This window comes from Polycladidibacter stylochi (assembly GCF_001562055.1).
Taxonomy (GTDB): Bacteria; Pseudomonadota; Alphaproteobacteria; order Rhizobiales; family Stappiaceae; genus Pseudovibrio; species Pseudovibrio stylochi.
In genome coordinates this window covers 328,067-341,268 of the sequence record NZ_LLWE01000024.1, presented here as the reverse complement: position 1 = coordinate 341,268, position 13,202 = coordinate 328,067, and the positions used below count along the sequence as shown (strand labels likewise).

The 13,202-nt window shown below is 45.5% G+C and carries 8 protein-coding genes; 6 read left to right on the top strand and 2 right to left on the bottom strand.

Features of this window, described 5'->3' with window-relative positions; translation table 11 throughout:
* The first annotated feature begins 22 nt into the window (after positions 1-22).
* The 4 genes from dnaN (at position 23) to gyrB (ending at position 5,670) form a co-directional block, all read left to right on the top strand.
* Positions 23-1,141 (top strand): DNA polymerase III subunit beta, encoded by a 1,119-nt coding sequence (dnaN, locus tag AYK67_RS07930; RefSeq protein WP_068084644.1) that lies wholly within the window; start codon positions 23-25, stop codon positions 1,139-1,141.
* 58 nt (positions 1,142-1,199) lie between these two features.
* Positions 1,200-2,330: a DNA replication/repair protein RecF gene (gene recF / locus AYK67_RS07925; protein WP_068084642.1), complete on the top strand. Its 1,131-nt coding sequence runs from the start codon at positions 1,200-1,202 to the stop codon at positions 2,328-2,330.
* A gap of 115 nt (positions 2,331-2,445) precedes the next feature.
* The gene (locus tag AYK67_RS07920; protein ID WP_068084641.1) at positions 2,446-3,063 is read left to right on the top strand and encodes a LysE family translocator; all 618 of its coding nucleotides are present in this window, start codon (positions 2,446-2,448) and stop codon (positions 3,061-3,063) included.
* A gap of 138 nt (positions 3,064-3,201) precedes the next feature.
* Positions 3,202-5,670, top strand: coding sequence for a DNA topoisomerase (ATP-hydrolyzing) subunit B (gene gyrB / locus AYK67_RS07915; RefSeq protein ID WP_068084640.1), 2,469 nt, complete (start codon positions 3,202-3,204; stop codon positions 5,668-5,670).
* 64 nt (positions 5,671-5,734) lie between these two features.
* On the opposite strand, the gene AYK67_RS07910 is transcribed toward gyrB, so the two are convergent.
* Positions 5,735-7,888: a methyl-accepting chemotaxis protein gene (locus AYK67_RS07910; protein ID WP_082735707.1), complete on the bottom strand. Its 2,154-nt coding sequence runs from the start codon at positions 7,886-7,888 to the stop codon at positions 5,735-5,737.
* 302 nt (positions 7,889-8,190) lie between these two features.
* Here AYK67_RS07910 and AYK67_RS07905 point away from each other — a divergent pair, with 302 nt between their 5' ends.
* Positions 8,191-9,225 (top strand): LacI family DNA-binding transcriptional regulator, encoded by a 1,035-nt coding sequence (locus tag AYK67_RS07905; protein ID WP_068084636.1) that lies wholly within the window; start codon positions 8,191-8,193, stop codon positions 9,223-9,225.
* Positions 9,226-9,307: 82 nt separating this feature from the next.
* On the opposite strand, the gene pap is transcribed toward AYK67_RS07905, so the two are convergent.
* Positions 9,308-10,801: a polyphosphate:AMP phosphotransferase gene (pap, locus tag AYK67_RS07900; RefSeq protein ID WP_068084633.1), complete on the bottom strand. Its 1,494-nt coding sequence runs from the start codon at positions 10,799-10,801 to the stop codon at positions 9,308-9,310.
* A 359-nt stretch (positions 10,802-11,160) separates the two neighbouring features.
* Here pap and AYK67_RS07895 point away from each other — a divergent pair, with 359 nt between their 5' ends.
* The gene (locus tag AYK67_RS07895) at positions 11,161-13,179 is read left to right on the top strand and encodes a bifunctional DedA family/phosphatase PAP2 family protein (RefSeq protein WP_068084632.1); all 2,019 of its coding nucleotides are present in this window, start codon (positions 11,161-11,163) and stop codon (positions 13,177-13,179) included.
* The last annotated feature ends 23 nt before the right edge of the window (positions 13,180-13,202 follow it).

Here is a 13,202-nt window from a genome sequence, read left to right as displayed (position 1 = left end):
CCAGCAACAATGGACCTTTGCGATGAAGGCGACACTCGAGCGGACCGAGCTTTTAAAGTCACTTACCCATGTTCACCGGGTTGTAGAGCGACGCAACACTATACCGATCCTGTCGAATGTTATGTTGCAGGCAGAAGGCGGCAATATGCGCCTTAAGGCAACAGATCTTGATCTAGAGGTGGTGGAAACAATTGCTGCCATGGTCGAACAACCAGGTGCTACCACAGTTCCGGCACACATGATTTACGAGATTGTGCGCAAGCTACCCGATGGCTCGCAAGTCGTTTTAGAAACGTCAGCCGATGACACCACATTAGAAATTCGGGCAGGCCGTTCGCGCTTTGCTCTGCAAATGCTCCCGATCTCCGACTTCCCTGATCTTACAGCTGGCGAGTTTTCTCATAGCTTTACCATATCCGCAGGCGCTATTCGCAAACTCATTGACAGTACCCAGTTTGCTATATCAACTGAAGAAACCCGTTATTACCTCAATGGTATCTATGTACACACAGTTGAGACCGATGCCGGGATGCGTTTTCGCGCAGTGGCAACCGATGGGCACCGTTTAGCACAAGCCGAACTTGAAGCGCCTGAAGGCTCTTTGGGTATGCCGGGCATAATTATTCCGCGCAAAACAGTTGGCGAAATTCAAAAGCTGCTCGATGACCCGGAAGCGGAAGTCCAGGTAGAGATTTCAGAGGCGAAAATCCGTTTCAGCATGGGACCGATTGTCCTGACCTCCAAGCTGATCGACGGCACTTTCCCTGATTACACCCGCGTTATCCCGCAGAATAATGACAAGGATTTACGCGTTGATCGTGATGTCTTCAAAGAAGCGGTAGACCGTGTTTCAACTATCTCTTCCGAGCGTGGACGTGCTGTTAAGTTAGCTATCAGCGAAGGTAAGATGGTGTTAACCGTCACGAATCCTGAATCAGGTAGTGCGACTGAAGAGGTCCTGGTTGAATATGGTGCCGAAGAAATGGAAATCGGTTTTAACTCCAAGTATCTTCTTGATATTGCCGGTCAGCTTAACAAAGACACAGCACTATTTTGTTTAGCTGATTCTGGCTCGCCAACCTTGATCCGAGACGATGGTGATGCAGATGTACTTTACGTTTTGATGCCAATGCGCGTATAAGCCATTATCTAAATAGCCAATGACCAATTGGTCGTTGGCTTTTACAAATGGAGATTGTATGGCTGCGTTGGTGCCCGTAGCGCTAAAGCGCCTATCCCTTACCGATTTTCGTAATTACACGCATGCAACACTCCATTTCTCAAGTTCAATGGTTGCATTTTGTGGCCCTAATGGCTCTGGGAAAACAAATTTACTTGAGGCTATATCATTTTTTTCACCAGGACGCGGTCTACGACGCTGTGTCCTTTCTGATGCATCGAGAGCCAATGGTGCCGGCGGGTGGGCAGTCAACTGTCAAATGACTGGCGCTTTTGAAGAAACTCGTATTGGAACCGGGCTTACTTTGGGCGAAACAAGCCGAAAATTGCGCATTGATGGCGACGAGGTCCGAAGCTCTGAAGTTCTGCTTGAGTATCTACGTGTATTGTGGCTTGTCCCTAGTATGGACGGCCTGTTTACAGGGGCTGCTTCTGAGCGCAGAAAATTTCTGGATCGTTTGGTTCTTGCACTTCACCCCGGCCACGGGCGCGTGGTTTCAAACTATGAGCGTGCATTAAGACAACGAAATCGTCTGTTATTTGAAGCCGGCGGTGGCGGTTACCTGGATGCTATTGAAGCTCAGGTCGCCGAGCTTGGTAGTGCCCTGGCTTTAGCACGTAGAGAAACTGTTATGTTGCTGAGTGAAAAATTGCACCAGCAATGCCAAAGGGCAGGGCAACCTTTTCCAAGTGCCCTGGTTTCACTTAGCGGGGAATTTGAAGATGAAACCGCAGGGCTAAATGCCATAGAGGTGGAGAATGCATTCAAAGAAAGCTTGCGAGAGGGGCGTTTAAAAGACAGAGCTGCAGGTAGAACTCTTGTTGGCCCACACCGATCAGATTTAATAGTCTTACACCTTGAAAAAGAACTCCCCGCCGCACTTGCTTCCACTGGTGAGCAAAAAGCCTTGCTCATATCACTTGTTTTGGCTCATGCGGAACTGACAAGTGCCATTTCTGGCATGACACCAACCCTTTTACTGGATGAAGTTGCTGCACATTTAGACCCGATCAGACGCATTGCTTTATTTGAGCGCTTGCAAGCTCTTGGCGGGCAAGTTTTTATGAGTGGTACTGATGCGAGCCTATTTGTGGATCTACCTAGTTGTTCGGAAATCATTCAAGTGGAGAATGCTCGCATAATACAGTGAGTATTTCTAATAATAGTGCTTCATTTGCCTATCTGCGAGGCTATACGAAGCACTTATAATTCACTATGTTAAGTCCTTGTTTTAAGATACCTGTAAACTCCCCCGAGAGGCATTAATGGATTACATGAGTTTAAGTCTCTTCGCGACAACTTTACTCGTTGCAGCACTTATACCTGGACCGGGTATTACGGCGCTAGTAACTCATGCAATTGGTTACGGCTCTCGCACAGGATCGGCTTTTGGGCTTGGTATGATTGCTGGCGACTGTGTTTTATTTACCCTTGCCGTATTGGGTGTCGCCACGATTGCGAAGACGTTTGCTTTCGCTTTTTTCCTTCTTAAAATAGCAGGCTGTATTTATTTGTTGTATATAGCCTATAGCCTATGGCGTTCGGATGCACATGAGCAAACCATAACGAGCATAAAACCCAATGAGATTGGCCTAGGGAAAGCTTGGGTATCGGGGCTATCGTTGACCTTAGGTAACCCCAAACCAATAAGTTTTTATATGGCGTTAATGCCAACAGTGATATCAATAGATCAGGTCAGTTTTTTGGCCTATGGCGAAATTTTGGCAACTATAATTGTTGTATTAATTTTCGTCTGCTCGGTTTACGTGGCGCTTGCGACAAAAGCCCGAAGCTTGATGACAAGTGCACAAGCAATGAACCGCTTAAACAAAGGAGCAAGTATGATGATTGCAAGTGCAGCTGTCGCAATTGTCTCCCGTTAGGGTATTATCCCCAAATATAGAAAAACCTAGCTGATTTCGTGGGTTTACTAAGGTGATAAAGTGGAGACTAGTTGCCTCTTTACCCCAAGAACCTATAACAGCTAAGTGGTAGAAAAACCGAAGTGTAAAGTGATTCGGATGAGCGAAACGACCCAAGAGAAAAATAGTTCAGATATGCAAGAAGTCTCTCAGACTAGTGAAAGCAACCCAAGCTATGGGGCGGATTCAATCAAGGTCCTGAAAGGGCTTGATGCTGTTCGAAAACGTCCGGGTATGTACATTGGTGACACGGATGACGGCTCTGGGCTACACCATATGGTGTATGAGGTCGTTGATAACGCTATTGATGAAGCGCTGGCTGGCCATGCCGACCACGTGACGGTTACGCTAAATGCTGATGGCTCTGTGACTGTAACAGATAACGGTCGTGGTATTCCTGTTGACATACATAGTGAAGAAGGAATTTCAGCAGCTGAAGTTATTATGACCCAGCTCCACGCTGGTGGTAAATTTGATAATAATTCCTACAAAGTTTCAGGGGGTCTCCACGGTGTAGGGGTTTCGGTTGTTAACGCCCTTTCGACGACCCTTGATTTGCGTATTTTCCGCAATGAGAAGGAGCATTTTCTGCGCTTCCATCATGGTGAGGCAGAAGCACCGCTTAAAGAGATTGGTGCTGCTCCAGGGCGCTCTGGTACCGAAGTTACTTTCACCCCTTCACCAGAGACCTTTACCAAAATTGAATTCGATTATGAGACGCTTGAACACCGCTTGCGCGAGCTTGCTTTTTTGAATTCTGGTGTTCGCATCATTTTGACCGATAACCGCAATGTAGAGCCAGTCTCGGTTGAACTGCATTACGAGGGTGGGCTTGAAGCCTTTGTGAAATACCTAGACCGCGCCAAGCATCCGGTATTAGAAAACCCGATTACAATGAGCGCCGAGCGCGACGGCATTACGGTTGAAGTAGCTATGTGGTGGAATAATAGCTACCACGAGCAAGTGCTGTGCTTTACAAACAATATCCCCCAACGTGATGGTGGAACCCACTTGGCTGGCTTTCGTGCCGCACTTACACGGCAAATAACCGGCTACGCGGAAAGCTCGGGCCTATTAAAGCGCGAAAAGGTCAACCCAACCGGTGAAGACTGCCGTGAAGGACTTTCATGCGTGCTTTCCGTGAAAGTCCCAGATCCTAAGTTCTCCTCTCAAACCAAGGACAAGCTGGTATCATCCGAAGTACGTCCGGTTGTTGAGAACCTTGTGGGGTCAGCCCTATCGGATTGGCTGGAAGAAAACCCGGCACATGCTAAGTCGGTTGTTTCCAAGGTTGTGGAAGCGGCAAGTGCTCGTGAAGCTGCCCGCAAAGCACGCGAGCTTACACGCCGGAAAGGCGCACTTGATGTGGCCTCTTTGCCCGGCAAGCTGGCGGATTGTCAAGAACGGGATGCCACAAAGGCCGAACTGTTCATCGTGGAGGGTGATTCAGCTGGTGGCTCCGCCAAGCAAGGACGTGATCGCGGCAACCAAGCAGTGCTACCACTACGTGGTAAGATTTTGAACGTTGAACGTGCACGCTTTGATAAAATGATTTCCTCTCAGGAAATCGGCACGTTGATTACAGCGCTTGGTACCGGTATTGGCCGTGAAGAGTTCGATATCGAAAAGCTTCGTTACCACAAAATCATCATCATGACCGATGCGGATGTTGATGGTGCCCATATTCGCACGCTCTTGCTTACTTTCCTTTTCCGTCAAATGCGTGAATTGGTAGAAGCCGGTTACGTTTATATTGCTCAGCCTCCGCTTTACAAAGTGAAGCGGGGACAATCTGAGCAGTACCTAAAAGACGAGGCAGCACTCGAGGAGTACCTCATTAGTAGTGGACTTGATGATACTTCGCTATCATTAGCCAATGGCGAGGTGCGCCTAGGTGCTGACCTTCGCAGTGTGGTTGAGGAGGCGCGCGATGTTTCCAGTGTTCTTGAGGGCCTACATCCGCGTTATGACCGCGCCGTTGTTGAACAAGCCGCCATTGCTGGTGCCTTAAACCCAGAAACGCTTCAAAACCATGAAAAAGCCCAGGAAGCTGCGGCCTATATAGCTAGGCGCCTTGATATATTGGCGGATGAGTTTGAACGGGGCTGGCAAGGCGAGGCAACCATAGACGGTGATTTGGTATTTAACCGTGTTGTACGCGGCGTGAAAGAAGAAGCCTGCATCGATGCAGCGCTGCTGGACTCCGTTGACGCACGCCGTTTGAACTCGCATTATGAGCTGTTAAACGAGATTTTCTGTAAAGCATGCATCATGAAGCGCAAGGATAAAGAAACTGAAATTCGTGGCCCGCAAGCTCTATTAGAGGCTATCTATGCCCAAGGGCGCAAAGGTATTTCAATGCAGCGCTATAAGGGATTGGGCGAGATGAACCCAGAGCAGCTTTGGGAAACAACACTGGACCCGAATGTACGCTCGTTGTTGCAGGTAAAGATTAAAGAGGCCGACGCTGCCGATGATATCTTTACCAAACTGATGGGTGATGAAGTTGAGCCACGGCGTGATTTCATTCAAACCAATGCACTTACAGTAGCTAATCTGGATATATAATATCTTCTTAAAATAGGGCCTTCATTTGAGGCCCTATTTTTTATTTGGCTGTATTCGTTTAGTACTAAATATTTGCCGCGTCCTGCACAAACTCAGTAATGACTGCGTTGAGTTCATTGGTTTGAACCCTTACATTACCAGCAACTGTCCCCACAGTTTCGGCGTGCTCGTTCACAGCTCCTGCAATCTCGCTTAAGCCAGTGATATTTTCCGAAACACGTTGTGTGCCTGAGGCAGCTTCATTCACGTTGTTGGATATTTCGCTAGTGGCAACGCCTTGTTGCTCCATTGCACTTGCAATTCCCATGGTGAAAGCGTTCACATCTTTTACAGCCTCAGAGATGCTGGTAATCACTTCTACAGTCTCTCTTGTTGCCCCTTGGATTGAAGCAATTTGGCGTGCAATATCTTCCGTAGCTTTACCGGTTTGTGTCGCAAGCTCTTTCACTTCACTGGCAACAACAGCAAAGCCGCGCCCTGCATCTCCAGCTCTGGCCGCCTCAATCGTTGCATTTAAAGCAAGCAGGTTCGTCTGCTCGGCGATTTCTTGAATAAGAGTTACAATCGAACCAACATTATTTGCTGTTGTGGCAAGCCCACTGACTTTTTCATTGGCCTCTGTTGCATGAATGTCAGCTTCCTTAGAGACCTTAGATGCCTCAGAAACCTGGCGTGAAATTTCTTGAATAGACATAGAGAGCTCTTCCGTTGCTGTTGCAATGGATTGAACGCCCGCGCTTGTCTGCTCAGATGTAGCAGCCGCTTCGCTTGCCTGCATGTTGGCGTTTTGCGTAGAGTTTTGGAGCTCAATTCCTGTTGTATCGAGCCTTTCCATCCCAGCACTTACATTCTCAATTGCTTTGCCAACTTTTTGCTCAAAAACAACAACAAGCTCTTCCATATGCTTTTGGCGTTTTTCACGGGCAGCGTCAGTCTGCGACTTTTCATTTTCGAGCTTAATACGCTCAATTGCATTTTCTTTAAAAGTCTTGACTGCACGGTCCATATCGCCCAGCTCATCTTTCCGCTCGGCCATTGTTATTTCAACATCGGTTTCACCAGCTGCCAGGCTATTCATTGCATTCGTTAAAAGTGAAAGTGGCACCGTTACACGGCGCGTGAATAGAATTGCAGCGATAGCAACGACAAAAAACGAGCCAAGACCCAAAGCAATCATTTTCAATCGCAGCATTCTTACAGGAGCAAGAATTTCGCTTTCCTGCTGAAATGCAGTTACATGCAAATCAACACCTAAAAAATTTAAGTGCTTAACTGCTGCCATTAAATTTTTATCCAACTCAGGTGAATAAACATGAACAAGCTGATCGCTATTTGTTGACGCTCTTATAAGTTTACTCGAGACTTTTACTTTAAGGATATCATCTCCTTCTGTAAGCCTACTATCATTTCGCAATAACCCATCTGTTCCATAAAGAACCGTATCCCCAGTATTGCCTAGGCCACTTTTTTCAGAGAGAATATGCGATATTTTATCGAGAGGCATTTGATAGGCAATTGCGCCCAGAAGCTCGCCTTTCTCGTATACTGGCGATGCAATAAAGGCTGCTGCTGTACCATTGCTTGGGGCATAAGCTTCAAAGTCCGCAAAAAAGGCTTGCCCATCTTTTGACGTAAGCGTTTTTTTGATCAGTCTAGATAAGGAAGTGTTCTGCCATTTTCCAGTGTAAATATTTGTTGCATAATCACTTTCTTTAGCAACCGAATAGTTCATTGTGCCTTTCGCATCAAAAAGAAAGACATCATAATAGCCTCTATATTTGTCCAAGTTGACAAACCAGCTATTGTAGCGGTTATGAGCCACAACATATGGCGATTGCCCCGAACGTAATTCGTTAGCACGGACTTCTTTATCTGATTTAGATGCGTGGGAGTATTTTAACTTTAAATAGTTTGGGACATCTATGCCTTGCTGTTCCAAAGCTGCCCACCCATCGGCAAACCCTCTCATAGCATCGTGAATGACCTCATTATGTGCCATTAATTGTATGTCTGAACGAATACTTTCTAAATAAAATTCTAACTGTGCCTTCCTAGACAGCGCGACAGAGTTCAAATGTTCTGATGAAGTCTTTTCAGCATTTTGATAAGCCGCATAATAGCTTGAAATAGCTATCGTGATCACACTAAGTGAGGCTAAAGTCAATGTTAATGCTGGTAGCCTAAACTTCAAGCGATGGGTAGAGAAGTATTTTAACATAATTAAATCCTGAGTTTAGTTTTATCTGTATTAGTATTCCTTTAGTTGTATTAATGCAAACAGCTGGTAGTAAGTTATATTACTTAAAGACAGATACGCAAAGTAAATTTCCTATTACAAACAATACTCTAGGTAAGTGAGATATATTATACTGCTAATTTTCGTAAATTCATTCTTCCAATAATTAAACGCTGCTACTTCTCTGGGACTGCCAGCGCAAACCCTATAAAACATTTTAACTAATGCTTTGTTCACCGTGTTAATGCTGTTATTTCTAAGAGGTTAAATTACAGCGGAGCCCTATGGCATTTATGTCAACTGATAATCTAAAGAAAATAACCATGGCTGATGTTGCCCGTGAAGCAGGCGTTTCGACGATGACTGTCTCACGCGCATTGAATAAGGCAAATGTTGTCTCAGCAGCTACACTCTCAAAAATACAAAAAGCTGTCGATGATTTAGGTTATGTGCTGGATCAGTCAGCTGGTAGCTTATCGTCTCGAAAAACTGGCTTTGTTGCTGCAATTATCCCTTCAATTAACAACTCCAACTTTTCGGAGACCGCGCATGGCATTACCAAAGAGTTAGAAAAAAACGGCTTGCAGCTCTTACTTGGTTATACAGACTATATGCAGGAGCGGGAAGAAGAGCTTGTTGAAAGCCTGCTTAGACGCCGCCCAGAAGGTATTATTGTTACTGGGGGATATCATACAGACAAAACCAGACGGATGTTACATGCCGCTGCCATTCCTGTTGTAGAAATGTGGGATTTGCCGAAACAGCCAATTCAACACGTTGTGGGTTTTTCTAACTCGCGGGCCATCGAAAAGCTTGTTGAACATCTATACAAGGAAGGGTATCGGAGTTTTTGCTATTTGGGCGGTGACGATGCTGATGATACGCGAGGGCAGGACAGATTGCATGGCTATCAAAATCAGCTAAAAAAGTACGGATTAAACCACGAAAGAGTTGTAGAAATTGGGCAAACACCTCTATCCTACGAGGATGGCTCCCGCGGCATAAAAATTGCGCTTGAAAAATGGCCTCAAACCGACGTTATTGTTTGTGTGTCAGACTTAATGGCTTTTGGGGCACTGGTTGAATGCCAACGCAGTGGCTGGAATGTGCCACGCGACATAGCGATTGCAGGCTTTGGTGACTATGAGCTTTCACGAAACTGCTACCCTGAAATCACAACGATTAATGTTGATTGTTTTGGTATTGGATCGCAAGCCGCACAAATCATTTGCCAACAAATTCAATCACATAGTGAGAGTGAGTTTTCGAATAAAATCATCAAACAACCAATACACATTTTACCAAGGGAATCGACCTAGATTGCTTGAAGTCCGGAGCAGTAAGTAATATCAAGCTGCTCGCAGTGAGCAGGAAACCACTCACTGCATATAATCAACCTGATTATTCTAGCCCGTCGACATTACTCATTGCGTTTTCTAAAGCAATACAGGTTGCCTTGAGCACTTCTATGCGGGCATGGCGTTTATCTTCTGAAGAAACCAAGGTCCAAGGGGCGTACCGCGTTGACGTCCTATCGACCATATCGCCGGCAGCAATGGCATAGTCTGCCCACCTTAAGCGATTTCGCCAATCCTCCTCGGTGATTTTATAGTTTTTATAGGCAACTTCTTCCCGCTCTTTAAAACGCTTAAGCTGTTCACCTTCAGAAATCGCCAACCAAAACTTGCATATAATTATGCCACTATCAGCTAGTTCACGCTCAAAAGAGTTGATTTCATTATACGCGCGCATCCAATCGGCTTCCGAGCAAAAGCCTTCCACACGTTCAACCAGAACCCTTTCATAGTAAGAGCGGTCAAAAATTGTTGTGTGGCCCCGTTTTGGGATCCGGCGCCAAAACCGCCACAAGTAAGGGTGTAATTTTTCTTCTTCGGTTGGCGCTGAAATGGGGTGGACCTTGTAAAATCTTGGATCAAGAGGTGCGGTTAACCTACGGATTGAACCGCCTTTACCCGCTGCATCATTTCCCTGAAAAACACAAAGTAGAGAACGTTTCTTGAAAGCCTTAGAATCGATGAGATTTGCTAGTTTATCTTGCCAATCAGCTAGTTCGACCTTGTATTCTTCCTTGGGCTTTACTGGCGATAAGTCTATGGCTTCCACTGCATTTACACTACCAAGATTAGCAATAATAGCCGGGGCTGCTACTGGCCTTGCACTTTTTTGATCCAGCTTGCGCGACATTGATTCAGCTATCGTTTCAGCAAGGGCCAAATCCCGGTAATTTGAATTATGGGATGGAATGACAAACCAAGGTGCATAGCCCGTACTGGTATGTAATGCAGCTTTTTCGCCTGCAATCTCGGCTTTGCGGTGATTTTTCAAGCTACTCCACTCTTGCAAATAGTGGCGTTCGTTACGCTTGTTTTCTTTTAATTGTGTTAAGCGCACCTGCTGCTTTTCAAGTGGCAAAGTAAACCAGAACTTTAATAGCAACACATTTTCATGGGCGAGCATTTCTTCAAAGCGATTTATCGAAGCTAATTTGTGTTCAAGGCCATCATCGCTTAACTTGCCCATCACCGAAGCGCGAAGCGCTGGTTGATACCAAGACCCAAACACTATTGCAGTTTCACCGCGGGCGGGTAAATCACGCCAATAGCGCCACATTTCCGGCCTTAGTCTTTCTTCTTCTGTTGGGGGTTCTTGATAGGCATTACAGGCTAGGTATCGTGAGTCCATCCACTCATATAGTCTTGCAATAGCAGAGCCTTTTCCTGCACCATCTAAACCGGCCAATAAAATTATTGTTGCAAAGCTTTTATCAGTTTGCAAAAGATGCTGCACTTTTAAAAGCTTCTCTCTAAGATCGGGCAATCGGTCATGGTATTCTTTTTTGCTTATTTTTTGCGGTAGATATGCAGATTGAAACATGACAGAATCCTTCTCGAGCGGCTCAACTCAGGAAACACTTAATAGCTTAAAACCACTATGAGTATTATCAATATACATATACAACTAAAGGATAGAAGCTTTGTTAAATCAACATGGCTCTCTAGCTAGAATTGTGATTTATAGATAGCTACATATTGATCCTACGATCATTTCCCTAAGCTTTTTATTAACTAAAAACGCTAGGTAATTATAAAGGGTAGATTGGCAAGCATAAGCCAAGCAAAACAACAACTGCGGTGTTTTATCAATGGAAAGACAGAGGTTAGAATACGCGTGTATTGACTATAGCCTTTACCGCATAAAAATTAACTCACAACGCTTTAACACAGGGTGCCGCCTTGCCTATTGATTTTATAAGTAACTTTTTAAGTGGCATCGTAGATTTCATTGCTGCCAACCCAGCGTTTGCGGGGTTTATATGTTTTTTCGTCGCAATGGGAGAAGCTCTCTTTCTCATTGGGCTGTTTTTCCCAAGCACTGTCGTGCTGGTGGGGGCCGGTACGCTAATTGGCTTAGGCGAACTGGACTTTTGGCCCTTATTCATTTGGACAACAGCAGGTGCCGTTACGGGTGACGCTATTTCTTATTGGGTTGGTTATACATTTAAAGGTAGGCTTCGAAATATCTGGCCGCTCAACAAGTATCCAGAGTGGTTGCAAAAAGGTGAGGATTACTTTGCCCAGCATGGTGGCAAGAGCATCTTTATTGGCCGCTTTGTTCCTGGTGTAAAATCAGTCGTACCCGGAATTGCTGGAATGGCTGATATGAATTTTATCAGGTTTTCAGTTTTTAACGTGAGCTCAGCATTCGCTTGGTCTGCACTTCACCTTGTGCCTGGCGTTATGGCCGGTTCAGCCTTGTTTGCGGTAGGCGAGATTAATACAAGGCTCGCAATTGCACTCGGCGGTTTATGTGTTGCAATTTTTATCGCTGTGGTTCTTGTTCGTTGGTTTGTTCTCTTTATTCTTCCAATTTTCGGGGGCACTCACCAAGCATTAGTAAACTGGTTTGCTTCGCGTCCTGACCGCCCCTCTCAATGGATAGCCAAAACTTATGATACGGATAATCCTCGTTCCGTAGGTATGTTGGTTTCTGCAGTTGTCCTTTTGGTATTACTGCCTTTGTTTTTCTGGTTCATTGGTAATGTGACGCCTGGCATGACCATGGTACGCGCTGATCTGGCTATTAATAACTTTTTTGAACTTGTTCGTTCACCCAAGCTCGATGCCATTATGATTCCGGTCTATTTACTCGGTAGTGGCTTTGTCGTTCTTTGTGTCTCTTTAAGCGCGGGTATTTACCTCATTCTAAGAAAAGCTTGGCGACGTGGCATCGGGCTACTGATTACCATAGGCAGTTCAGCCGTTTTTGTTATGGTCATGAAGAGCTTATTTAGCCGTGGCCATAACATTGATTTGAGCAAAGGGCCTGACTACATTTCGCTAAGTTCTGGCCATGCAACAATAACCACTGTCCTTGTTGGTACTATTGCCGTTTTAATTGCTCATGAGCGCAGCCGAAAAATCCGGGCATTGGTGTTTTCATTGGCTGCATCCTATGCAATTTTAGTGGGCTTTGCCCGTATATACCTTGGTGTACATTGGACATCCGATGTTTTGGCCGGGCTTATTTTCGGTGCCGCTTTAGTTAGTGTTTTTGCATTTATATTCGGCCATATACACAATGAGAAAATTGGACGAAATGCTCTTGCAGCAATAACAATCGGTGCATGCACTATTGCCGGCTTTTGGTATGTGCCAAAACATTTTGAAAATACAGCTCACCTCTACCAACCACATCATAAAGTTAAAGCATTAAGGCTTGCCAATTGGCTAAATGAAGGCTGGGAAAAGCTACCCATGCAAAGGGTTAGCTTATCTGGTGAGTTAGAAGAAGACCTTATTCTCCAGTGGTTTGGAAAGTTATCTTCCTTGCAGGATTCGCTCAGTCAACAAGGTTGGCAGGCCGCGGCCAGCTGGAATATACCTTCCTTTAGCGGATACTTGGAAGGGCAAACACCAATAACTGCTCTACCCCCCGTACCTCACACGCATATGGGTTATTTGCCCGCACTCGTTATGGTGCGCCAAATCGATAAAGAGCATCGCCAAGTTCTCTGGATTTGGACAACGCAATTCAAGATACAAAGTGAAGATGACAAAGCAGCGCCCTTGTACGTTGGGGCACTACAGCAGGAGAAAACCCTACGCCCCTTTGGAGAGCTAAGCGCATTAACACAGGAAAAAACAAAGCCAAATGTTGCAGCTTTGTTAAAGTTTTTCCCCGGCGCTCTTCTACATCAACGCACAAACGGGGTCGACGTTATTCTAGCTGGTGACAAGCCGATACACCGCTGAGTGCCAACTCTATCACGTGTTGG